This is a genomic window from Streptomyces sp. NPDC002886 (assembly GCF_042888445.1).
Lineage (GTDB): Bacteria > Actinomycetota > Actinomycetes > Streptomycetales > Streptomycetaceae > Streptomyces.
Map to the genome: position 1 here is coordinate 153500 of NZ_JBIAPV010000008.1, position 23296 is coordinate 176795.

18 protein-coding genes are annotated in these 23296 nt (G+C 73.6%); 9 read left to right on the plus strand and 9 right to left on the minus strand.

Annotated features, from left to right (window positions below):
- The first annotated feature begins 376 nt into the window (after positions 1 to 376).
- Entirely contained in the window at positions 377 to 1402 is a 1026-nt protein-coding gene (gene sepH, locus ACFYYB_RS30540; RefSeq protein ID WP_389439228.1) for a septation protein SepH, read from the plus strand.
- Between the two features lie 53 nt (positions 1403 to 1455).
- Here the strand turns inward: sepH and ACFYYB_RS30545 are convergent, their stop codons facing one another.
- Positions 1456 to 2316: a sulfurtransferase gene (locus ACFYYB_RS30545; protein WP_389439230.1), complete on the minus strand. Its 861-nt coding sequence runs from the start codon at positions 2314 to 2316 to the stop codon at positions 1456 to 1458.
- A 183-nt stretch (positions 2317 to 2499) separates the two neighbouring features.
- Here ACFYYB_RS30545 and ACFYYB_RS30550 point away from each other — a divergent pair, with 183 nt between their 5' ends.
- On the plus strand, positions 2500 to 3285 hold the full coding sequence (locus ACFYYB_RS30550; RefSeq protein WP_389439232.1) for a VOC family protein: 786 nt from the start codon (positions 2500 to 2502) through the stop codon (positions 3283 to 3285).
- A gap of 42 nt (positions 3286 to 3327) precedes the next feature.
- On the opposite strand, the gene ACFYYB_RS30555 is transcribed toward ACFYYB_RS30550, so the two are convergent.
- The 3 genes from ACFYYB_RS30555 to ACFYYB_RS30565 form a co-directional block, all read right to left on the minus strand.
- A complete protein-coding gene (locus tag ACFYYB_RS30555) occupies positions 3328 to 5838 on the minus strand; it encodes a bifunctional serine/threonine protein kinase/MFS transporter (RefSeq protein ID WP_389439234.1) in 2511 nt (836 codons plus the stop codon).
- A gap of 118 nt (positions 5839 to 5956) precedes the next feature.
- The gene (locus ACFYYB_RS30560; RefSeq protein ID WP_389439236.1) at positions 5957 to 6463 is read right to left on the minus strand and encodes an MgtC/SapB family protein; all 507 of its coding nucleotides are present in this window, start codon (positions 6461 to 6463) and stop codon (positions 5957 to 5959) included.
- A 125-nt stretch (positions 6464 to 6588) separates the two neighbouring features.
- Entirely contained in the window at positions 6589 to 6948 is a 360-nt protein-coding gene (locus tag ACFYYB_RS30565; protein ID WP_389439238.1) for an ArsR/SmtB family transcription factor, read from the minus strand.
- Positions 6949 to 7080: 132 nt separating this feature from the next.
- Between ACFYYB_RS30565 and ACFYYB_RS30570 the strand changes: the two genes are divergently transcribed.
- From ACFYYB_RS30570 to ACFYYB_RS30595, 6 genes are all read left to right on the plus strand, one after another.
- The gene (locus ACFYYB_RS30570; protein WP_389439240.1) at positions 7081 to 8484 is read left to right on the plus strand and encodes an MFS transporter; all 1404 of its coding nucleotides are present in this window, start codon (positions 7081 to 7083) and stop codon (positions 8482 to 8484) included.
- 145 nt (positions 8485 to 8629) lie between these two features.
- Complete coding sequence (locus ACFYYB_RS30575) at positions 8630 to 10045, plus strand: hypothetical protein (protein WP_389439242.1); 1416 nt, start codon at positions 8630 to 8632, stop codon at positions 10043 to 10045.
- Between the two features lie 80 nt (positions 10046 to 10125).
- Complete coding sequence (locus tag ACFYYB_RS30580) at positions 10126 to 12276, plus strand: hypothetical protein (RefSeq protein WP_389439244.1); 2151 nt, start codon at positions 10126 to 10128, stop codon at positions 12274 to 12276.
- An 86-nt stretch (positions 12277 to 12362) separates the two neighbouring features.
- Entirely contained in the window at positions 12363 to 14453 is a 2091-nt protein-coding gene (locus tag ACFYYB_RS30585; RefSeq protein ID WP_389439246.1) for a DUF11 domain-containing protein, read from the plus strand.
- 193 nt (positions 14454 to 14646) lie between these two features.
- Positions 14647 to 15090: a hypothetical protein gene (locus tag ACFYYB_RS30590; protein WP_389439248.1), complete on the plus strand. Its 444-nt coding sequence runs from the start codon at positions 14647 to 14649 to the stop codon at positions 15088 to 15090.
- Positions 15091 to 15302: 212 nt separating this feature from the next.
- Positions 15303 to 17264, plus strand: coding sequence for an NAD-binding lipoprotein (locus ACFYYB_RS30595; protein WP_389439250.1), 1962 nt, complete (start codon positions 15303 to 15305; stop codon positions 17262 to 17264).
- A gap of 36 nt (positions 17265 to 17300) precedes the next feature.
- Here the strand turns inward: ACFYYB_RS30595 and ACFYYB_RS30600 are convergent, their stop codons facing one another.
- The 3 genes from ACFYYB_RS30600 to ACFYYB_RS30610 all read right to left on the minus strand — a co-directional run bounded on the left by ACFYYB_RS30600 (position 17301) and on the right by ACFYYB_RS30610 (position 21259).
- Positions 17301 to 19220 carry a flavin monoamine oxidase family protein gene (locus tag ACFYYB_RS30600; protein WP_389439458.1) on the minus strand — a complete coding sequence of 640 codons (1920 nt, stop codon included), beginning with the start codon at positions 19218 to 19220 and terminating at the stop codon, positions 17301 to 17303.
- Positions 19221 to 19402: 182 nt separating this feature from the next.
- Positions 19403 to 20575: a sensor histidine kinase gene (locus tag ACFYYB_RS30605; protein ID WP_389439460.1), complete on the minus strand. Its 1173-nt coding sequence runs from the start codon at positions 20573 to 20575 to the stop codon at positions 19403 to 19405.
- Positions 20576 to 20776: 201 nt separating this feature from the next.
- Positions 20777 to 21259, minus strand: a complete 483-nt coding sequence (locus tag ACFYYB_RS30610) for a hypothetical protein (protein ID WP_389439252.1) — start codon at positions 21257 to 21259, stop codon at positions 20777 to 20779.
- 98 nt (positions 21260 to 21357) lie between these two features.
- Between ACFYYB_RS30610 and ACFYYB_RS30615 the strand changes: the two genes are divergently transcribed.
- Positions 21358 to 22722, plus strand: a complete 1365-nt coding sequence (locus ACFYYB_RS30615) for a protein kinase (protein WP_389439254.1) — start codon at positions 21358 to 21360, stop codon at positions 22720 to 22722.
- Positions 22723 to 22800: 78 nt separating this feature from the next.
- On the opposite strand, the gene ACFYYB_RS30620 is transcribed toward ACFYYB_RS30615, so the two are convergent.
- Positions 22801 to 23040, minus strand: a complete 240-nt coding sequence (locus tag ACFYYB_RS30620) for a hypothetical protein (protein ID WP_389439256.1) — start codon at positions 23038 to 23040, stop codon at positions 22801 to 22803.
- 16 nt (positions 23041 to 23056) lie between these two features.
- Positions 23057 to 23239, minus strand: coding sequence for a hypothetical protein (locus tag ACFYYB_RS30625; RefSeq protein ID WP_389439258.1), 183 nt, complete (start codon positions 23237 to 23239; stop codon positions 23057 to 23059).
- Positions 23240 to 23296 lie beyond the last annotated feature (57 nt).

Here is a 23296-nt window from a genome sequence, read left to right on the forward strand (position 1 = left end):
CCCAACTCCCGCCGTCCGGGACAAGTTCGGCGGCGCGGCGGTCCACCCAGGTGGCCCGAATGGAGTACTGTGGCGAGCCCTGGGGCCGTCCTTCCTTTCGGATGTCCGGACTCGGGAGAGGGGGCCGGCTGATGGAAAAACGGCACTCGAGACCGGCGATGCCGCGGTTTTGCACGGGATCCTGCTGCGCACAGTAATCGTTCGGTCACTGTGCGTACCCAACAGGTAACCGTGCCATAACAGCGATCAAGGGCGCATGCCCGACACGCCGGTTTAACTCGGCAAGGTAGTGGCAGGCTGCACCCGGGCAGGCCACACTCGACTAGCGGAAGCAGCGACGCACGTGACGTCGGCAGGCACCACCCGGGAGGTCCCCATGCCCGAACTGCGTGTCGTGGCCGTCTCCAATGACGGCACACGACTGGTGCTCAAGGCTGCGGACAGCACGGAGTACACGCTTCCGATCGACGAGCGTCTCCGGGCTGCCGTACGTAACGACCGTGCGCGCCTGAACCAGATCGAGATCGAGGTGGAGAGCCACCTCCGCCCCCGTGACATCCAGGCCCGCATACGGGCCGGCGCCTCCGCGGAGGAGGTCGCTCAGATGGCCGGCATCCCCGTCGACCGGGTGCGCCGCTTCGAGGGCCCCGTGCTCGCCGAGCGCGCCTTCATGGCGGAGCGGGCCCGCAAGACCCCCGTGCGCCGGCCCGGTGAGAACACCGGGCCCCAGCTCGGCGAGGCCGTGCAGGAAAGGCTCTCGCTGCGCGGGGCCGAGAAGGAATCCGTGCAGTGGGACTCCTGGCGCCGCGACGACGGCACCTGGGAGGTCCTGCTGGTCTACCGGGTCGCGGGCGAACCGCACTCGGCGAGCTGGACGTACGACCCGCCGCGCCGGCTGGTCGTGGCCGTGGACGACGAGGCCCGCTCGCTGATCGGCGAGTCGGACGACCTGCCGGCGACCCCGGAGCCGAGCTTCCCGTTCGTGCCGAGGATCGCGCGGCTGCCGCGCGACAGGCCGCTGGACCGCGCGCTCGACCGTCAGATGGAGCGGCCCGTCAGCCACCCGGCTCCGCCTCCCCCGCCGGAGCCGGAGCCCGAGGAGGAGCGGGACACGCTGACCGCCCTGCTGGAGGCGGTCCCGAGTTTCCGCGGCGACCTGGTGGTCCCGGAGCCGGTCACGGAACCGGAGGTGGAGGAGCCGCCCGCCGCTTCGGCGTCGGCCGGTGCGGGTTCCGCGTACGCCGACGTCCTGATGCCGCGCACCGTCGCGGGACACCGGGACCGGCTGACGGGAACCACCGACCGGCAGGCGGAGGCCGACGGGGTGCGCCCCGGCCGCCGCGCGGCGGTGCCGAGCTGGGACGAGATCGTCTTCGGCACGCGCCGCAAGAAGCAGGAGTAGCCCGGCTCGGGCCCCGGCGGCGGAGTCCGCCATCGGGGCCCGGGGCCGCGTGCCTAGCCCGGCAGCTCGCCCACGGCGACCTCGCGGGACGGGTCCGCGGACCATTCCGACCAACTGCCCGCGTACAGCGCCGCCGGGATCCCCGCCGTCGCCAGCGCCAGGACCTCGTGGGCCCCCGAGACGCCCGAGCCGCAGTAGACCCCGACCGGAGTGCCGGTGTCGGCGTGGACGCCGAGGCCTTCGAAGCGGGCCCGCAGGGCCTCGCGGTCCAGGAACAGGCCGTCCGGGCCGGTGTTCTCCGTGGTCGGAGCCGACAGCGCCCCCGGGATGTGGCCCCCGACCGGGTCGATCGGTTCGACCTCGCCCCGGTACCGTTCGCCCGCCCGTGCGTCCAGCAGCACACCCGTCCGGGCCAGCGCCGCCGCCGCGTCCGCGTCCAGCAGCCCGATGGCACCCGGATTTGGCTTGAAATCACCCTCGCTCACAGGAGTGACTTCGGCCGACAGTGAGCCGCCGTCGGCCTGCCACGCGGCCAGTCCCCCGTCCAGGACCCGCACGCGGGCGTGACCCGTCCAGCGCAACAGCCACCACGCGCGCGCCGCCGCCCAGCCCAGCCCGCCGTCGTACACGACCACCGGGGCCTCCCCCGAGACCCCGGCCCGCCGCATCACCGCCCCGAACTCCTCGGGATCGGGCAGCGGGTGCCGGCCGCCGGAGCCCGCCGGGCCTGCCAGTTCCGCGTCGAGGTCGACGTAGACCGCGTTCGGGAGGTGTCCGGCTTCGTACTCGGGCCGCAGGTTCGGGCCGCCGAGCTGCCAGCGGACGTCGAGGAGCACCGGCGGCAGCGGGCCGTCCAGCTCCTCCCTCAGAGCGGCGGCGGAGACGAGCGGGGAGCGGGGCGGGTTCACAGTCATGCCGCCAATTTTGCTCCCCGCCACCACCTCGCGTAACAAGCCTGACATCGACGGGCCGCACTGATCCGGACATCTCTCCCGGCTCCCGCGAAACCCGGCCGGTCGGGGCGCGCCGGGCCTCCTGGAGTGGAAGCATCAGCTCCGGGAAAGGTCACGTGCGTGACGACGGAGGAGACGGCTGACATGACCGAGGCATCGGAAGCAACGCGGCGCACACCCGGCACGCCGTGCTGGGCGAGCCTGATGGTGCACGGCCTCGGGACCACCGAGGAGTTCTACGCCGACCTGTTCGGCTGGGAGTACGAGCCCGGCCCCGAGCAGCTGGGCCCGTACGTCCGGGCCATGCTCGGCGGGCGGGAGGTGGCCGGCATCGGCGAGATGCCGCCGGACCGCCAGCTCCCGGTGGCCTGGACCACGTACCTGGCCACGGACGACGCCGACGCGACGGCGGAATCCATCCGCTCCTGCGGCGGCACGGTGGCGGTGGGCCCGCTCGATGCCGGGATCGCGGGGCGGGTGGCGATCTGCTCGGACCCGCTGGGCGCGATCTTCGGGCTCTGGCAGGCGGCGTCCCACCTCGGGACCCGGCTGGCCGGGGGGCCCGGCACCCCGGTGTGGCACGAGCTGGTCACGCAGGACACCTCGACGGTCGGGAAGTTCTACGAGCACGTCTTCGGCCACGAGGCCCGGACGCACGCCGACGCCTGTGAGGACTTCGACTACCTCACGCTGTCCCTGCAGGGCCGTCCCGTGGCGGCCGTGCACGGGGTCGGCCGCTCCCTGCCCCACGACCGGGGGCCGCACTGGATGACGTACTTCGAGGTGGAGGACACCGACGCGGCCGTCGCCCGGGTCCGGCGGCTGGGCGGCGGAGTCGTCCAGCAGCCGCGCGAGGGTCTGAGCGGCCGACTGGCGGTGGTCACGGACCCGGAGGGCGCGGTGTTCACGCTCGTACGCGGCAGGGGCTGACCTCCTACCGGGACTACAGGGGCTACCGGGCTACCCGGCGGACTACCCGGCCGGCCCGGCGTCCCTGGGCTCCCTGGCGGTGACCAGCAGGCCGCCGGCGAGGGCCGCCAGCAGCAGGGTGCCGAACCCGCACCAGAGGAACGTGCCGTAGCCCTCCACCAGCGTCCGGTACTGCTCGTCCGGTTCCGCGGACCGGGCGGCGACGACCACGACCACGGCGAGCAGCACCCCGCCGATCGCGTCGCCCAGCTGCTGGGCCGTGGCGACGGCGGCCGAGGCCGCCCCGGCGTACCGGGGTGCCACGCCGGCGGTCACCGTGGCGAGGAGCGGGACGAGGGCCGCGCCGAGACCGAGCCCGGTGAGGAACATGCTGGGCAGTGACAGGCCGGTGGACAGGTATCCGTTGTCGCCGGTGGCCAGGACGAGCACGCCTGCGGCCGCGACCACCAGCCCCGCCGCGATCAGGACCTGGGGTGCGGCGCGGTGCAGCAGGCGGGCGGAGACCTGGGTGGAGCCGATCACCGTCCCGATCAGCAGGGGCAGGAGGTACCTCCAGGTCTCGTCCGTCCGGTAGCCGGCGATCTGCTGGAGGTAGAAGGCCAGCGAGGAGAACAGGGCCAGGGAGCCGATGCCCACGAGGAGCAGGGTGAGGAGGGCGCCGGCCCGGTTGCGGTCCTTGAAGACGGACGGGGCGAGGCGGGGTCCGGAGGCGCCGGCCTGCCGCCACAGGAAGCCGGCGAGGAGGGCGGCGCCGACGGCGAGCAGGAGCACTGCCAGGAGGTCGATCGTCCCGTCGGACTCGATCTCGGTGAGGCCGTAGGTGAGGGCGGCGAGCCCGCCGGTGCCGAGCAGCGCACCGGGCACGTCCGGGCGGACGCCGGAGGCACCGGGGTCGTCCCGCGGCACGGTGAGCGCGACCGGCAGGAGGAGCACGGCGATCGCGGCGGGGGCGTACAGGCACCAGCGCCAGCTCAGGCTCTGGAGGAGCGGTACGCCCAGGAGCAGCCCGACGGCCGAACCGCCGCAGGTGAACGCGGCGTAGACCCCGAGGGCCCGGCCCCGCCTCCTGGTGTCGGTGGAGTCCGCGACGACCAGTGCGAGCCCGGCCGTCGTCAGCAGGGCGGCGGAGGCACCCTGCACGACACGGGCCCAGAACAGCGTGCCGGAATCGCCGGCCGAGCCGCCGAGCGCGCAGGCCGCCGCGAATCCGAGCAGTCCGACGAGCAGCGACCGCCGGCGGCCCATCAGGTCCGCGAGGTGCCCGCCGAGCAGCAACAGCGCGCCGAAGGAGACCGCGTAGGCCGTGAACAGCGGGCTCAGGCCGGCGGAGTCGACACCGAGGTCCGACTGGACGGACGGCATCGCCATGGTGAAGGCCGTCGCCGCGAGCACCACCGTCAGCTGGGCCAGGGAGGCCACCAGCAGGCCGCGCCGGCGTCCGGCGGCGCGCGGGGCGCCGGCCGGATCCTGGCCCGGGGGCGTGAACGGGGGCGTGGACGGGGCCTCGTGCGGCACGCCGGGGGGCGGGCCGAATCCTCCGGCGGGGGTCGCGTCGGCCGGGGCCGTCGGAGCGTACGGGGGCGGCAGGGGGTGCGGGCGGGCGGCGGGGACGCGGGGGTCCGGCCGCGGGGCTGGCTCGGGGGCCGCGGGCATCGCCGGGGCGTAGTCCAGCAGCTTGGCCGCGTGGCGGCCCAGTTGGGCGAGCACCGTGCCCGGCAGCCATTCCCCGTCCCGGTCCGGCGACGTGCGTTCGGCCACCTGCGCGGGGGTGGGCCGCCGGGCCGGGTCCTTGTGCAGGCAGTCGCGTACGAGGTCGGCCAGGGTCTCCGGTACGCCCGTCAGGTCCGCCTCCTCCTCGGCGACGCGGAAGAGGTGGGCGTTCAGGCCGGTGTCCGCGGCGCCGAAGAGGAGCCGTCCGGTGGCGGCGTAGACGAGGACGGCCCCGAGGCAGAAGACGTCGCTGGCGGGGGTGAGTTCGAGGCCGCGGACCTGCTCCGGCGACATGAACCCGGCCGAGCCGATCAGCATGCCGGTGTGGGTGAGCAGACTGTCCCCGGCCAGGCTGTCCATCGCCCGGGCGATGCCGAAGTCGATGACGCGCGGGCCGTCGACGGTGACGAGCACGTTGGAGGGCTTGAGGTCGCGGTGGATCAGGCCCGCCTCGTGTACGGCCCCCAGGGCGAGGGCGAGCCGGTTGGCGAGGGTGCGCACGGAGTGCTCGGGCAGCGGCCCGAAGTCCTTGGCGACCACGGCGTGCAGGTCGGGCCCGGGTATGTACTGGGTCGCCACCCAGGGCACCGCGGCCTCGGGGTCGGCGTCGAGGACGGCGGCGGTCCAACTCCCGCCCACCCGCCGCGCGGCGGCCACCTCCCGGGCGAAGCGCCTGCGGAACTCCGGGTTCCCGGCGTATTCGGCCTGCACGACCTTCACGGCGACGGTGCGCCCGCCCTCGGAGCGGCCGAGGTAGACCAGGCCCATGCCGCCGGCACCCAGCCGGGCGATCAGACGGTACGGGCCGATACGGGTCGGGTCTTCGACGATCAGCTGATCCACGCGCCGAGGATAGTGCAACTATCCAACGCCTGCGGGTGCATCGGCGGAAATGACGGGCGGCCATCGTCGCCACCGGAACTCCTCCCACACCTGAACCGGGCGCCGCCTCAGCCCTCGGTCAGTCCTCGGCGCTGGGGCTGCGCTCTCCGTGCAGTCGCAGGAGGTCGGCGTCGCTGCGGAAGCGGTGGGCCCACCGGCGGCCGTCGAAGACGCTCAGGCCGGGGATGTGACGGGTCTCCAGCGCCAGGATCACGAAGGCCGTCGCCGCGACGGCCAGGGCGAGCCGCCCCTGTCCGGCGGCCGCTCCGATCGCGGCCGCGGCGAAGATCGCTCCGGCGGTGGTCACCCCGTGGACGAGGTCGCCCTCGGTGCGGTTCTGCCGGAACACCAGGCCGCCTCCGATGAATCCGACGCCGGTGACGACTCCCGCGAGGGCGTTGGGTGCGCCGTCCAGGGCGAGGACGGCCACCACGGCGGCGCCGACGCCGATCATGGCGAAGGTCCGGTTGCCGGCGGCGGCCCCCCTCAGGGTGCGCTCGAAGCCGAGCAGGTAGGTGAGGACGAAGGCCACCGCGACGTGGCCGATCGTGACGAGGGTGGAGGTGTCCGCCTGCCGGTAGTCCATCGGCCGCCCTTCCGGAGTCCTCCGCACGCGGAGGCACGGCTGTCCGCGCCGGCGGCCGTGCAAGTGGTCGTGCCAGTAGAGCGCGCGGGGGCCGCTCCGGGCGTCGGGCGCGCCGCCGCGGGGGCTCAGTTGTGCGGGGCCGTTCCGCTGACCCGGTGGTCGGCGTGGCTGAGGGCTTCCAGGACGAGTCGGCGCAAGTGCCCGTCGCGCAGGCTGTAGTGGATGCGGCGGCCCTCGCGGCGGGTGTCGACGAGGCCCGCGAGCCGCAGCTTCGCCAGGTGCTGGCTCACCGCGGTCCTCGACGCGGCGCACCGGTCGGCGAGGGAGCCGACGTCCGACTCCTCTTGGGCGAGCAGCCACAGCAGGTGCAGCCGGGTGACGTCCGACAGCATCGCGAAGACCTCGGTCGCCTCGGTCAGGCGCGCCCTGTCGGGATCCCGTAGGTGCGCATCGGGTGCAGGTGGCTGGGATTCGCGAGCTGGCATACCCCACAGGGTAGGTCGCCGGGGGCGGCTCGGGGTGAGGGCGGAGCCGTGATCCCTCAGACATGTGCGCAGATGCGCATGTGTGGATACATTGGAGGTCCCGCACCACCGTCCCGCCCGGAGGGCCATCGCATGCCGAGCGTGCTGCGCGACCGCACCTACCGCCGCCTCTTCGGCGCCCAGGTCATCGCCCTGACCGGCACGGGCCTGGCCACCGTGGCCCTCGGCCTGCTCGCCTACGACCTCGCGGGCGCCGACGCGGGTTCGGTGCTCGGCACGGCGCTCGCGATCAAGATGGCGGCGTACGTGGTCATCGCCCCGGCGGTTGCCGCGGTGGCCGACCGGCTGCCGCGCCGGGCCCTGCTGGCCGGCTCGGACCTGATCCGGGCGGCGGTCGCGCTCTTCCTGCCGTTCGTGAGCCAGGTGTGGCAGGTCTACGTCCTGATCTTCCTGCTGCAGACCGCCTCGGCCGCCTTCACTCCGGCCTTCCAGGCCCTGATCCCCGAGGTCCTACCGGAGGAGCGCGCCTACACGCGGGCCCTGTCGCTGTCCCGGCTCGCCTACGACCTGGAGAGCCTCTTCAGTCCCGCGCTCGCGGCCGCACTGCTGTCGGTGGCCACCTACGACCGGCTGTTCCTCGGTACGGCGGCCGGATTCCTCGGCTCGTCCGCGCTCGTGATGTCCGCCGCACTGCCCCGGCGGGGGCCGGCCCGCGCCGGGGTCAGCCCGGGGGCGTACGCCAAGGCCACCGCGGGGGCGCGGCTGTTCCTCGGCGCCCCGCAGCTGCGGTCCCTGCTGGCCATGAACCTCGCGGTCGCGGCCGCCGGAGCCGTGGTCACGGTCAACTCCGTCGTGTACGTACGGGACGTCCTGGGGCTGTCCGCCGAGTCGGTCGCCCTGGCTCTCGGCGCGTACGGAGCCGGTTCCATGGCCGTGGCGCTGGCCCTGCCGCGGATCCTGGAGGACCGCCCCGACCGGCGCGTGATGCTGGCCGGCGCCCTGCTGCTCCCGGCGGCGTTCGGCGCCCTCGGCGTCATCACCGCCGCGCACGGCGGAGGTTGGCGCTGGCCCGCCCTGCTGGCCACGTGGGCGGGGTTCGGGGCGGCGTGCTCGATGGTGCTCACGCCCGCCGGGCGGGTGCTGCGGCGGGCGGCTCCGGAGGGGGACCGCACCGCGGTGTTCGCCGCCCAGTTCTCCCTGTCGCACGCCGCCTGGCTGCTGACCTATCCGCTCGCGGGCTGGCTCGGGGCGAAGGCCGGGCTCGGGTGGGCGACGGCGGCCCTGGGTGCGATCGCCCTCGCGGCCGCGGCCCTCGCAGCCCGCCTGTGGCCGGCCGGAGCCGGGGCCGGGCAGCCGGGCGCCGCGGCGGCGGCGGTGGAGACGGCGGCGGCGACGGGCCGGGGCCACGTACACGAACATGAGCACACTGGCCTGACTCCCGGGCATCCGCACCTGCGCGGGGCACGACGGGCCGGGGCGGGATGGCGGCACAGCCACCACCACTCCACGGACGCACTGCACGCCGCGCACGGCTGAGCCGACGACATACGACCGACGGACTGAATTCGATCACCCATTGGTCATAAGCGATCAACCAAGGCGCACCCTTCCTGACCATTTGTGTGAATAGATCACCGCACTGGTCCTCTTTGGGCGAGTTCTCCTCCCCGAAGGGCAGCCGATGCGACGTGTCGTGAGAAGCCGCGCCGGTGGCCCGTACCGGCGTCGGCGCACCGTGTCCGCGCTCTCCGCGGTGGCGGCGTGCTGCTTCCTCTCCGCGGCTCCTTCCGCGGCATCGGCGCTGGTGCCGGCACCGGCGGACCCCGGCACCAGCACCCCGTCCGGATCCCCGAGCTCCCCCGCGTCCGCCGCACCGGCGGCGCCCGTCGCGGGTACGGGGCAGCCGCCCCCGGGAACAGGACCCGACGGGAACGGCGTACGGGCGGCGGACGAGTCCGGGGAGAGCGCCACCGGAGCCGCCGCCTCGGAGCTCCCGGAGAGCGCGGACCTCGCGGTGTCGGGCACCCTGCGGCGGGCGGCGGCCGCCGAGCAGGACGACCCGGAGAGCCGGGAGGGCGTCGCCCCGGCGGGGCGGGAGACCTTCGACTACGTCGTGACGGTGACCAACCGGGGACCGTCCACCGCCCGGCAGGTGCGCGTCACCGACCGGTTGCCGCCCTCCCTGGAGTTCGTCTCGTCCCGCGACGGCTGCGTCGCGAGCGGACGGACGGCGGTGTGCGGGCCGTTGGCCACCCTGGCGGTGGGCGCCTCGCACGCGTGGGTGATCACCGTACGGCTCGCCGCCGGCTACCGCGGAGACGGTTCGGACATCGTCAACGAAGCGGTCGTGGACTCGGCCACCGCGGACCCGGACTCCCGGAACAACACCTCCTCCCTGACCGGACTGGAGATCCCGCCCAGTGCGCGGACCGCGGACCTGTCGCTGCGGAAGACCGCGGTGCTCGCGAAGGGGCGGGAGCACGTCAGGCCCGGCGAGAAGTTCACCTACCTGATCACGGTGCGCAACGAGGGCCCGGCGACGGCGCGGCAGCTCCAGGTCACCGACCTGCTGCCGCCCTCGCTGACCCTGCTCTCCTCGCCCGACGACTGCGCGGTCGCGAAGGACGGGGAGCGGCTGGTGGTCTGTCCGCCGCTGGACCGCCTGGCGGCCGGCGAGAAGGCGGAGTACCGGATCACGGTGCGCGCCGTCACCGGGGACCGGGCGGCCCGGCCGCCGGACGGCCGGTGCACGCCCATCGAGAACGTCGCCCGCGTCACCTCGGCGAGCTTCGACCCCGACCTCTCGGACAACGCCAACCGGCCCGGGACCACGGGGCCGGGCGGCGGCCGGCTGTGCCTGGTGTCCGAAGGGCGCGGGGAGCATCACGACGGGCACGACGAGCACGAGGGCCACGGGGGTCACGGGGACGGCCACCACGGCCGCGGCGACCAGCACGACGGCCGGGAGCAGCACGGCGGGCACGGCGACCTCGCCGACTCCGGGGCCACGGTCCCTTCCTGGCTGCTGTGGACCTCCACCGCGCTGGTGGCCGCGGGCGCGGCGCTGCGGACGGCCTTCCGGGTGCGGCGCCCGTGACCGGCCGTTCGCCGCGCTCCCCGCGGCGGACGGCCGCCGCAGGCCCCACCGCAGCGCGAGCAGACGAGGAACGATCCGGTATGACGATGCCCCGGAGTGCCCGGAGTGCCCGGAGTGCCCGGTCCGCCCCGTGGCGCAGGGCCGCGGCCGCCTTGCTGTGCACGACGGCGCTGGTCCTGCCGGCCGCCCTCGCCGCGCCCGCGACGGCGGGCACGGCCGCCGCGGCCGACCCCGCCGACGGCCCCCGGCCCCGCGCGCTCGCCTTCCCCGTCAACGAGACCTTCGACAGCTCCGCCAACCTGGGCGGCACCAGCGGCAACGCGAGCTATCCCGAGGGCGGGGGCTGGCTGCGGCTGACGTCCGCGAGCTCCGGCCAGGCCGGGACCTGGAAGCTGAAGGACTCCTTCCCCTCCAGCCTCGGGATCGTCGCCGAGTTCCGCTACGCCACTTACGGGGGCACGGCCTTCGAGGGCAAGCGGGGTGACGGGCTGTCGTTCTACCTGGCGGACGGCGCGGCGGCCGACGGGACCGGCGCCGTCGGCGGAGCCCTCGGCTACGCCTGTTCCGGTACGGCGGACGCCTGCGCCGCCTCGGGCGTACCGGGTGCCTACCTCGGCATCGGGCTGGACGAGTTCGGCAACTTCTCCTCGAACACGGTCGGCAACGGCGGCCCCGGCGGACAGCCCAACAGGATCGTGGTCCGCGGCGGAGGCAGCGGCAGGGCGGGGTACCGCTTCGCCACGGCCGCCGACGGGCCGGGCAAGACCGTGGAGACCGGCAGCCGCGCCAAGGAGCGCACGATCCGCGTGTCCCTCCTGCCCAGCGGTACCAAGATGCTGCTGTCGGTGTCGTCCGACAGCGGCCCCGGCACGGCCATGACCGCGCTGATCACCGACTACGACGTCACGGGCATCACCGGCCAGCCGAAGCTTCCGGCCACCCTCAAGGTGGGTTTCTCCGGGAGCACCGGCGGCGCGACGAACGTGCACGAGATCGACGACCTGCGGATCAACGTGCCGGCCGACCTGACCCTCACGAAGACCGGCTCCCCGGCGACGCTTCCCGCCGGCGGCGGACCGGTGACCTACACCCTGGCCGTTTCCAACAGCCAGGCCAACGAGGTCACCGGCGCCGTCGTGCGCGACACCGTGCCCGGGCTGACCAACGTGACCTGGACCTGTCGCGCCGGCACCGGCGGGACCTGCGGGCGGGCCTCCGGCAGCGGGAACGTCCTGGACACCACGGCCGACTTCCTGCGGGGCGGCTCCGTCACCTACACCGTCACCGGTACCGCCCCGGCCCAGCCCGTCACACTGTCCAACACGGCCACCGTGACCGCCCCGGCGGACCGTACGGACACCAATCCCGCGGACAACAGCTCCACCGCCCCCGCCACGGTGGTGACGGCGCGGGCCGACGTGGCCGCGGAGAAGGAGGGGGTCGGCTCCGGACCGGTGGTCCCGGGGCAGGAGTTCGCGTACCGGATCACCGCGCGGAACCTGGGGCCCTCCCACACGAGCGCCGTCCGGGTCTCCGACACCCTTCCCGGTCCGCTGCGGTTCGTGTCCTCCGCCGACGGGTGCACCGCCTCGGGACAGCAGCTGTCCTGCCCGGTCCGCGATCAGTTGAACGCCGGTTCGAGCGCCTCGTGGACCGTACGCGTACGGCTGGACCCCGCCTATCAGGGTGACGGCTCGGACCTCGGCAACGTCGCGTCCGTCCGGCACGCCCTCCCCGATCCGCAGCCCGCGAACGACACCAGCGCCGCCACGGGTCCGCCGGGCGGAGTGGCGGCCGCCCAGGCCGACCTGTCGCTGGTGAAGGCCGTCGAGGCCCGCTCCCCCGTGGCCCCCGGGGAGACCTTCACGTACACGGTGACCGTACGCAACGGCGGCCCGTCGGTGGCCCGGACGGTCACGGTCGCCGACCCGCTGCCCGCGGCGCTCGCCTTCGTCTCCTCGGCCGGCGGCTGCACCGCCGTCGGCCGGGACGTCACCTGCGGTACGGCGGCGACGCTGGACCCGGGCGGGGTCCGGTCGTGGACCTTCACCGTGCGCCTGGACCCGGCGTACACCGGGGACGGGACGGGCCTGCGGAACACCGCGACCGCCCGCGCGGACACGGCCGATCCGAACCCGCTCGACAACAGCGGCTCCGCCGGTGTGCCCGGCGGTCGGGTCCGCCCGCCGACCGCCGACATCGAGCTCGCCAAGCGCGCGACGGCGGGCTGACGGGGCCGCCCCCTGCCCGCCCTCCCCCGACTCCCGTACAGCTCTCTCTGTACGGTCCCCTCCCGCACGAAACGGAACGATGCGCGATGACGACGACACCCGGCCGGCGGTCGGTGGTGTGGGCGCTGGCCCCGCTGCTCAGCGCCGCGGCCCTGTGGGCCGGACCGGTCCCCGGGGCCGCCGCCCTGCCCGGCGGAGGGCCCAGGATCGAGGTGACGGCGCAGCGGGCCAAGGCCCCCGGTGACCTGATCACCTACACGCTGACCGCGAGGAACAAGGGCCCGTCGGTGGCCCGGAAGGTCACCGCGACGGACAAGCTCCCCACCGGGATCTCCTTCGTGGGCTCCTCCGACGGCTGCACCGCCGTCGGCCAGACCGTCACGTGCGGGCCCGAACCGCAGCTCTCCGCCGGGGAGACCAAGAGCTGGAGCTTCCAGGCCCGGCTGAGCCCCTCCTACCAGGGCGACGGCTCCGACCTCGGCAACAGCGCCACGGGCAGCTCCGAGGCCACCGATCCCGACCCGGCCAACAACAAACCGGATCCGGTGCTGCCGCCGGGGCCGTTCGATCCCGTGTCGGACCTGGCCACCGTCAAGACCCCGCTGGGCGCGGGGCCGACGGTGCCGGGCCAGGAGTACGAGTACGAGGTCCGTACGACCAACAAGGGACCCTCCGACGCGCGCAACGTCGTGGTGACCGACGCCCTGCCCGTCGGGCTGGACTTCGTGTCCTCCGCCGACCCGTGCGCGGTGTCCGGACGGACCGTCACCTGCGGTCCGCTGGCCCGGCTCGTCCCCGGCGGCGAGGTGGTGTGGACGTTCAAGGTGAAGCTGGACGCCGCCTACTCCGGTGACGGCGGCGACCTGCGCAACACGGCGACCTCCGCCTCCGCGTCCAAGGATCCGGAGCCCTCCGACAACACCTCGCGCGCCGTGCTGCCGCCGGGCGGGGTCACCGCCCCGCAGGCCGACGTGTGGACGAGCAAGGCGCCCGCGACCAGCACCCCGATCGCCCCCGGGCAGACCTTCGACTACGTGGTGACCGCCGTCAACGACGGCCCGTCCCGCGCCGTGGGCACCACGATCACCGACAAGCTGCCCGCACAGCTCTCCTTCGTCTCCTCCCCCGACGGCTGCTCGGCCACCGACGGCACGGTCACCTGCGGGCCGGTGACCGTACTGGAGCCCTCGGCGACCCGGATCTGGCGGTTCACCGTCCGCCTCGACAGCGACTACACCGGCAACGGATCCGACATCCGCAACACGGCCACCGCCACCTCGCGGACCAAGGACCCCAAGCCCGAGAACAACACGAGCAGCCCGGCGGGCCTGCCCGGCAGCACCGTCAACAAGCCGACCGCGGACCTGGAAGTGGTCAAGGAAGCAGTCGGCACCAAGCCCCCGGTGCCGGGCGAGACCTTCGACTACCGGATCCGGATCACCAACAACGGCCCGTCGGCCGACGCCTTCAACGTCAAGCTCTCCGACGCGCTGCCCGAGGGCCTCTCGTACGTGACCTCCTCCCCGGCCGGATGCACCGTCGCCGGGCACCTGGTGTCGTGCAGGCGCACCAGCCCGCTCAGGGTCGGTGAAACGATCGAGTACCTGCTCACCGTGAAGGTGGATCCCGCCTACGCGGGAGACGGCAGCGACCTGAAGAACACCGCCCAGGTGACGGCCGACAACATCGACCCGGCGAGCGGGAACGACAAGAGCACCGCGACCGTTCCCGGCGGGCACGTCACGGATCCCGCGGCGGACCTCGCCCTCACCAAGAAGGCCGTCCAGACCAGCCCGGTGGCCCCGGGCGAGACCTTCGACTACGCCCTGACCGTCACCAACAACGGCCCCTCCCAGGCCGAGCGGATCACGGTCTCCGACACGCTCCCGACCGCGCTGAGCTTCGTATCGGGCGACCCCGGCTGCACCTCGGGGCGGACCGTCACCTGCGGCGCGCTGCCGCGGCTGGCGTCCGGGGCCTCGATGACCTGGGTGATCAAGGTGAAGCTGGACCCGGAGTACACCGGGAACGGCTCCGACATCCGCAACACCGCGATCGTCGACTCCCTGACCCGCGACCCCAGGCCCGCGAACAACACGAGCGCGGCCGCCGGCCCGCCCGGCGGCACGGTCAAGGACCCGACGGCCGACCTGGAGGTCGGCAAGACGACCCCCTGACCCCACACCCCACGGAAGGCCGGCAGGGCTCCCCGCCCCGCCGGCCTTCCGGCGTGCGCCCACCCCCCACGCAGTCGGGGCCCTCGCGCGGATTCACCCGAATGGCGGCGCTCGAATGTCCCCGTCCTCCCCCGCCACGGACGCTGGGCGCAACGCAGGACCCACGGCGTCCCGCCCGACGAAGGAGCCTCTCGTGGCACAGGCAACGCCCCCCAGCAGGGCCCCCCACAGCAGGTACACCACTGACGAGAACCCGTGGGCGGCGAGCGGCACCGTGTTCGCCGGCGTGCTGATGCTCGTCGAAGGCGTCCTCGGCATCCTGAAGGGGATCGTCGGCATCGCGAACGACGACGTCTACGCGACCGTCGGCGACTACACCTTCAAGTTCGACGTCACGGCGTGGGGCTGGATCCACCTCGTCCTGGGCATCGTCCTCGTGGTCGTCGGCACGGGCATCCTCAAGGGCGCGGCCTGGGCCAAGGTCACGGGTGTGGTGATCGTCGCGCTGGACATCATCCTCAACTTCCTGTGGCTGCCCTACACCCCGCTCTGGGGCCTCATCTCGATCGCCATCGGCGTCTTCATCATCTGGGCCCTGTGCACGGACAAGGGCACATCCCGCTCCACCACCTCCTGAACGGCGCTCCGGGCGCCCTTCCCGCTCCGCGCACCGGCCGCCGGCCGGGTGTGGCGCACGGGCAGGGCGCCCCCGGCGCGTTCACACCTCTGAGTGAGTCCGGTGCGGTTCACGAGGGGTGTGGGCCCGCCCCTGCCTAGGGTGACCACCGGTGGGCGGGCAGCCGCTCCGACCGGCGCGAACGGCGCGTCGACTCAGGTACGGGAGCTTGTGTGGCGCAGCGGCACACGACGTCACTCCGGCTCCGCTTCCGGTACCGGTTCGACCATCTGGTCTCGGGCGGAACGGCCGCGCTGATCGGCTGGCTCGCCGTGGCCTGCCTGGCCGTGGTCGTCCCGGCGAGCATGGTGCTCGTCTGGTCCGACCGGTCCGCTCCGACCACGCTGTCCGGCCGGCTCACCGCCGTGTGGGTCAGCGTCGGCCAGACCCTGAAGATCGGGGGCGCCGTCGGCTCCCCGCTCTACGTACTGGCCTCCGTGGCCCTCGCGCTGGTGGCGCTGCTCTTCGTGTCGACCCTGGTCAGTCTGATCACCACGGGGATCAACCGGCGCATCATGGCGCTGCGCCTCGGTCACTCCACCGTTCTGGAGACCGGGCACACCGTCGTACTGGGCTGGTCGGACCAGGTCTTTCCGGTGATCGGGGAGCTGGTGGCCGCGAACGCGAACCAGCGCAGGTCCGCCATCGCCGTGCTCGCCCCGCAGGACAAGGTGTGGATGGAGGACGAGATCTCCACCCGCGTCGGCGACGGCGGCAGGACGCGGATCATCTGCCGCAGCGGGAGCACCACCGACCCCACCGAGCTGTGCCGGGTGAGTCCGGGCGGCGCGAAGGCGGTGCTGGTGCTGCCCCCCACCGGGGACGGCGGTGACGCCCACGTGGTGAAGACGCTCCTCGCCCTCGGCGCGGCCGTCCCCGGGTCCGGCGAGGGGCGAGCGGTGGTGGCCGCCGTCCGCGACTCCCGCAACCACGTCACCGCCCGGCTCGCCGCCGGGCCCGCGGGGCACGTCCTGTGCGTGGACGACATCGTCGCCCGGCTGCTCGTCCAGACCGCCCGGCAGCCCGGTCTCTCCCTCGTCTACTCGGAGTTGCTGGACTTCGAGGGGGACGAGTTCTACCCGGTCGCCGCCGAGGACCTCGCCGGGCGGACGTTCGGCGAGGCCCTGTTGTCCTTCGCCACGTCCTGCGCGGTCGGCCTGCTGCACGCCGACGGGAGCGTCACCCTCAACCCCGGCCAGGACACCGTGATCGGCGCGGCCGACCGGATCATCGTCATCTCCCCCGACGACGACACGGCCGTCCGGGAGGACGCCGCCTCCCTCGGCTCCCTCGTGGAGGAGAAGGCGATCGTGTCGGCCCGGCCCCGGCCCGCCCCGGCCGAACGCCTCCTGCTGCTCGGCTGGAACCGCCGCGCCCCGCTCGTCATCGAGCAGCTGGACCAGTACGTGAGCCCGGGAACGACCCTGGACGTCGTGGCGCTCGGCGCGTACGCGGACACCCACGGCGCCCGGTTCGCCGCGGCCTCCCGGTCCCGCCTCGAGGTCTCCCTCCACACCGGCGACATCACCGACCCGCTCACCCTGGCCAAGCTGGACGTGCCCTCGTACGACGGCGTGATCGTGATCGGCGAGGCGCGGCTCCCGGCCGCGGCGGATCCGGAGTCAGGGGCGGGAGCCGGTACGGCGGAGGCCGGGGCGGCGGAGGAGGCCGGGGCGGACGACAGGACGCTGGTGACCCTGCTGCACCTGCGGGCGGTCGGGGACGCCGCCCGGCGGGAGCTCGCCCTCACCACCGAGATGTCCGACGACGGCAACCGGCTCCTCGCACCCGCCCGGGACGGAGCGGACTTCATCGTGAGCGGCAGGCTGATCAGTCTGCTGATGACGCAGATCTCGGAGAGCCCGTATCTCGCCGAGGTCTTCGAGGAGTTGTTCACGGCGCGGGGCCACGAGTTCCACCTCAAGCCGGCCGCGGACTACGTCCGGGCCGGCTCCGAGGTCTCCTTCGCCACGGTCGTCGAGTCGGCGCGGCGGCGCGGGGAATGCGCGGTCGGCTACCGGCTGCGCGCCCGGAGCGCCACGGCCCCCGACCACGGGGTGCGGATCAACCCCGACAAGCGGCAGCGGATCCGGTTCTCCGAGGAGGACTGGCTGATCGTGCTCGCGGAGAGCTGACGGCCGCCCGGGACGGCCGGGCGGCCGGGCCGCCGGCTAGGCGGTGTGCACTTCCAGGGCGGTCCGTACCGCGGATTCCAGGGCTCCCTCGATCCACGCGGGCTTGATGGACGTGTGGCACCCGGCGAAGTGCAGGCGGCCCTCGGCCCTGCGGACGTCGGGGAAGAGCTCGGTGTGCTGGCCGGGCAGCAGGACGGAGGCCTCTCCGTAGGCGTACGGGTCGCGCATCCAGGACTGGGTGCGGCCGACTCCGGTGTAGAACACCTCGACGCGCTGTCCGAACACCTCCTGCACTCCCGCGAGGGCGCGCGGGTAGCGCTCCTCGTCATCCAGCGAGTCCCACTTCAGGGCGTCGTCCGACCAGCTGTAGGAAGCGAGGATCACGCCGCCCGCGCTGCCTTCCACGGGGTGGGAGGGCTGGAACATGAAGCGGTTGGGGTTGTCGGTGGCCGAACCGCCGCCGATGACTCCGGCCGCCTCGGGCTGGTCGCGGCTGACCACACGGCTGGCGGCGTAGTGCGCGCGCTGGCCGGCGGAGATGTGGCCCGCGCGGACGGAGGAGTGGGCGCCCAGCAGGGATCCGTCCACCGGGGTCCGCCCGGTCTGGTACTTCCGGTACAGGCCCGGCCGCACGGCCTCCAGCTCGCGCTTCCAGTCGGCCTCGTCGAACTCCCACCAGCGGCGGCTGAATTCGAGCAGCACCTTGGTGGCGGCGTCGTAGTGCAGCTCGGTGACCGCGCGCCGCTTGCCGTAGGAGAGCGCGGGGGTGATGGGGATGTGGCGCAGTCCCGAGAAGGGGACGGTGATGACGGCGATGTCGGCGGTGAAGGTCTCCCGCCGCACGGGGCTGCCGCCGCGGCCCTCGGACACGGTGTCGACAGTGACCTCGTCCTCGCCGTGGGTGATGCGGGTGGCGCGCCGGTCGAGCCGTACGAGGTCCTTGACGCGGGCGTACATCGCGTCGGCCAAGGTGGCCGTACCGCCGGGCAGTTCGTAGAAGGCGGTGTCGGGGCTGATCAGCGAGGCGCCGATGAAGCTGTGCACGAAGGCGAGGTGCAGGCGGGAGGTGAGGTTCTCGACGGTTCCGATCAGGTCGATCGTCCGCACGTCGAGCTTGGCCTCCTCCGTCAGGAAGCGGTACATCGACATGTGCCCGTAGCGCTGGATGACGCGAGCCCAGCCCTCGACGAGTTCCTTGTCCTTCTTGCCCTCGATCTCGCGGCGCACGGGGGCGAAGGCATCGCGGACGATCCGCGAGGCGGGCACGGACTCGTACGCCTGCGGCACGCCGAAGGAACGATTGACCGCCTGCGGGGCGCGCGCGTAGTCGGCGCGGCGGACCCGGAGGCCGTTGACGTGGATCCAGGTGCGGTACGCGGGGCGGCCGGCCGTGTCCACGTCGACCAGGTGGAAGCGCCGGCGCTTGAGGCCGAAGCTGTCCATCAGGCCGGTGACCAGCGGGTGGCTGTCCGGGATCCGCATCGCGCCGGCCTCGGCGTACTGCTTGGGGTCGGCGAAGGGCTGCGCGGCGTTCTCGTGCCCGCCCGTGCGGAAGGTCTTGATCCGGCCGCCCACCCGGTTGCCGTTGGCCTCGATCACGGTGACCTTGTGCCCGGCCTCGCGCAGGAGGTGAGCGGCGGTGAGGCCGGCCGGTCCGGCGCCGATGACCAGCACCTTCTTCCCGGGGCGGCGGGAGCGCGGCAGGCCGCTCTTGAGCAGGATGTCGGCGTAGCGCGGTACGAGCGGCTGGTCCTCGTCGTCCCGGACGAGGATGGCCCGCGCGATCGTCATGCAGGCACCCCAGTCGGCGACCGCGGCCCCGGGTACCGCCTGCGAGGTGTCGGCGGAGGTGACGGCCACCGTCAGCCCGCCGGCCGCGGCGACGGCGGCCGCGCCGGCGATGACGGTACGGCGGGAGGGACGGCGGGAGGGTGCGGAGTGGGCATCGGGGTCCATGATCATGACCCAACTTTCGCCGTCCGCCCGCCCCCGATCGCCCAGAAGGGACCCGCGCGGGCAAGGACCACCCGGACGTGCGTCGCGCGCCCGGCGTGCTGACGAACTGGGTTTCGTACGACCAGCCTTGTGGGCCGTGAGGGGCCCGGCGACCGCGCTCGCGCCCTGCCCGTACGGCGCCCTCAGCGCAAGGGCGCAACGGGCACGGCGGCGGTCAGCACGGCGCCCTCACCGGGCGCCGACTCGATGGTCAGGGTCCCGCCGAGCTGGCGCATCCGGGCCCGCATCGCCGGAACGCCGTGTCCGCGCAGGCCGGACGGAGCGTCGGGGAGGGCATCGGGGTCGAACCCCCGCCCGTTGTCCGCGACATCGAGGACGACTTGGTCGTCGAGCCGGGTGAGGGTGAGCCCGGCGGTGGTCGCGCCGGAGTGCTCCCGTACGTTGGCCAGCGCTCCTTGGGCGATGCGGAGCAGCGCGGACTCCACGCGTTCGGGCAGCGGGGCGATCCGCCCGCCCGCGTCGATGTGGACGCGCACCGTCAACCCGGCGCCGGACTCCCGTTCCGCGAGGGCGTGCAGCGCGGCGTCGAGTCCACCGCCGTGAGCGAGGTCGGCGGGGGCGAGGTCGTGCACGAAGCGGCGGGCCTCCGCCAGGTTCAGCTCCGCGATGGACACGGCGGCGCGGACGTGGCCGCGGGCCTTGGCCTGGTCGGTGTCCCAGGTCCGCTCGGCGGCCTGGAGCAGCATCTGCTGGCTGGAGAGGCCCTGGGCGAGCGTGTCGTGGATCTCCATGGACAGCCGTTGGCGTTCGGCGAGGGTGCCCTCGCGGCGCTCGGTGGCGGCCAGTTCGCGGCGGGTGCGTACGAGGTCGTCGATGAGGGCGTGCTGGCGGGCCGCCTGCCGCTGCATGTGGAGGAAGACGGCCGTGCTGAGCGCGGCGACGGCGGCCGGTCCGATCACCAGGTCGAGGTTGAAGCGGGGGGCCAGGGTCAGCTGCGCGAAGATCACGAGGAGGGTGAGGAACGCGACGAGGACGTACGCGGCGACGGGCGGCAGCGTGCGCAGCACGGAGTAGAAGAGAGGGACCGCGACCCACGCGAAGCTGGGCGCGAGCAGCACGAGGACGGCCCACACGGTGACGACCAGGCCCAGCCAGACCAGCCGGGAGGCGGCGGGCCGGGGTACGCGGCCGTGGGGCGGGGGCGTCCCGGCCGCCGTGGAGGGCCCGCCGAGCACGTAGAGGACGGCGAGCAGGACGGCGAGGGCGATCACCCAGGGGGCCCGGGCCTCCTGGGTGTGCCGCTGGACGAACCGGATCATCGACGTGCCGATCAGCACGAAGAACGTGACGCGCATGACCAGCGCGAGCCGCTGGTCGTCCGGATCGCCCGCGGAGGGGCCGCTGGAGTCGGGCCGCACGTGCGCCTCCTGACATAGGGGTCCCCGAACCGGGCAAACCATCACATTGTCACCGAGCAGGGCGGGCGGCACCGCAGGCAAACCGATCGGATGACCCGCGTGTCACACGGAGCGCGTCCTCAGGTCGGTACCGGATCCTCACCCGAGGCTGACGCTCCACAGGTCCCCGTGGCCCGGCCAGCCGTCCCGCCCGTCCTCACCGTCGACGACGAATACGGACACCTTGATGTCCGGGTTTCGGTATTCCAGGTAGTCGCCCTGTGTCGTGCGCTCCAAGTCCCCCTCGGCCAGACCGGCGGCGGCCAGGGCGCCGGCCACCTCCGACCACGCCGTGTACGGCGCGAAGTCCACGCCCGTCGCCGCGCTCCACTCCGCCGCGAGGGCCGGGTCGCCGGGCAGGCGGTGCAGCTCCAGCGAACCGCCCGTCAGAACCCGGTCGGGCTCGCCCGCGAAGTACAGCTCGACCAGCCCGTAGTCCCGCCGGAGCGCGCCGCCCGGGCCCCCCTCCTCGACGAAGTCCACCGCCAGCGCGCGGTCGGCCTCCGCGACGGCCGATCCGGGCCGCAACCCGAGGAGGCTGCCGTCGGACAGGAATGCTGCGATCAACTCGGGTCCGGTCACGGCCAGTTCTCCAGTGTGTCGATGAGGGCTTGCATTTCCGCGACGCCGCTGCGGCATCCCGCACACAATCCTTCTCACCAGTCCCTACCATCTGGGGAATGGGGGATGACATGTTCGCGCCGGGCGAGTACGTGGCCGACGGGCGCTACCGCATCGACGGGATCCTCGGGAGCGGGGGCATGGCCGCGGTCCACCGCGCCTGGGACACCTCGCTGTCCCGGCCCGTCGCGATCAAGACCTTGCTGGTGCGCCCGGAGGCGGACAGCGAGGCGGCGACCCGGTTCCAGCGCGAGGCCCAGGCCATGGCGGGGCTCGCGCACCCGCACGTGGTCACCGTGTTCGACACCGGCACGGAGCCGCGGGCGGACGGGCCGCCCGTACCGTATTTCGTCATGGAACTGGTGAGAGGACCGTCCCTCGCCGACTCGCTCCGCGAGCGCAGGGCGTTACCCGTCGCCGAGGCATTGCGGATCGCGGACCAGGTGCTGGCGGCGCTGGAGGCCAGCCACGCGCGCGGGATGGTGCACCGGGACATCAAGCCCGCGAACGTCCTGCTCTCCGAGGACGGCACCGCGAAGGTCGCCGATTTCGGGATCGTCCGGGCGGGCGCGGGCGACGGTACCGCCCTGACCGGGACCGGCTTCACCATCGGCACACCGGAGTACATGTCTCCCGAGCAGATCCAGGGGCGGGCGGAGATCGACGGCCGGTCGGACCTGTACGCCGTCGGGTTGCTGCTCTTCGAGATGCTGACCGGCGCCCGGCCCTTCGCCGGGGCGAACCGGCTGACGATCGGTTACCACCACGTGCACGAGGCCCCGCCGACCCTCACGGACGCGGGCCTACCGGGCCAACCCCGCCTGGAGGGCGTGCTCACCGCGGCCCTGGCCAAACTCCCCGAACACCGCCCCCGTGACGCCGCCACCATGCGCACCGCACTCACGACGGCCACCGCGCCCCCACCGGCCACGGAACTCTCCCGCCCGGCCCCGGATCTCCCCCACCCGGCCACGGAACTCGCCCACTCGGCCCCGCCCGCCGAAACCCTGACCGCCGCCGCCCCGCCGCTCCCTGCTCCCCGAACGCCCTCGCTGCCCCTGCTGCCCCCCATACGAAGGACGACCCCCTGGCAGCAGGCGAGCCGCTTCCGCCGATGGCTCCCGCGAACACCCCGCTCCCTCTGGGGCAGGTTCCCGCTCCTCCTGCTCGCGCTGCTGCTGGCCCGGCTGCACCTCGAGGAGACGGGCACGATGAACGCGCCGCCCCGCCCGGCCGTGTTCCTCCTCGTCGGCATACCCGGACTGCTCTGCACGTACTACGGCAGGTCCCGCTCCCGGAAGGAAGCCTCCTCCGGCTGCTTGTTCATGCTGTACGACACCCTCACCGGAGTCATCCTGGTCGCGCACGGCTTGGCGGTGCTGTGGGCACTGATCACGCTCGGCGGGCTGCCGATCGCCACCTGAAACCAGGCCGGTGCCGCCCTTGGTGAGCCGGGGCGGCTGGTGGCACGTCCCGGCACGGGCGCTGACACCGCCGCCGTTTCAGGCGTCGCCTCTCAGCCGCCGGGCGATGTCGATGTCGTTCTGGAGCGCGCTGAGACGGGGGAACGGCTCGCGGGTGGCGTCCAGCACGCAGACGTGGAGCTTGTCGCCGGCCTGCGGTGGCGCCACGTTCTCGTCCCGCCAAGACGGGTGCTTCACCTGGTCGATGAATCCGAAGAGGCCGGCGGACCGGTCCACTTCCGCCTTCGCCCCCACGGGAGCGACCGCGACGACCGTCACGTCGAGTTCTTGATGGTCACGGAACCTCAATGGGGCCCGCCACGTTGCCGGACTCGTCGACGAGCTCGGTGGGGGTGCCCACCAGGTCGGTGACGATCGCGAAGAACCGGGAGTCGATCTCTTCCCGGGAGGCGTCGAGAATGCGTTCCGTCTGGGCTATCGGCCGGATGTCCTGGTGGTCCCAGGTGATGGCGACCACGTGAGACAGATCGTTCGAGCTGGTGGTCTGCTCGCACAGGGTCCTTTTGCTTGGGCA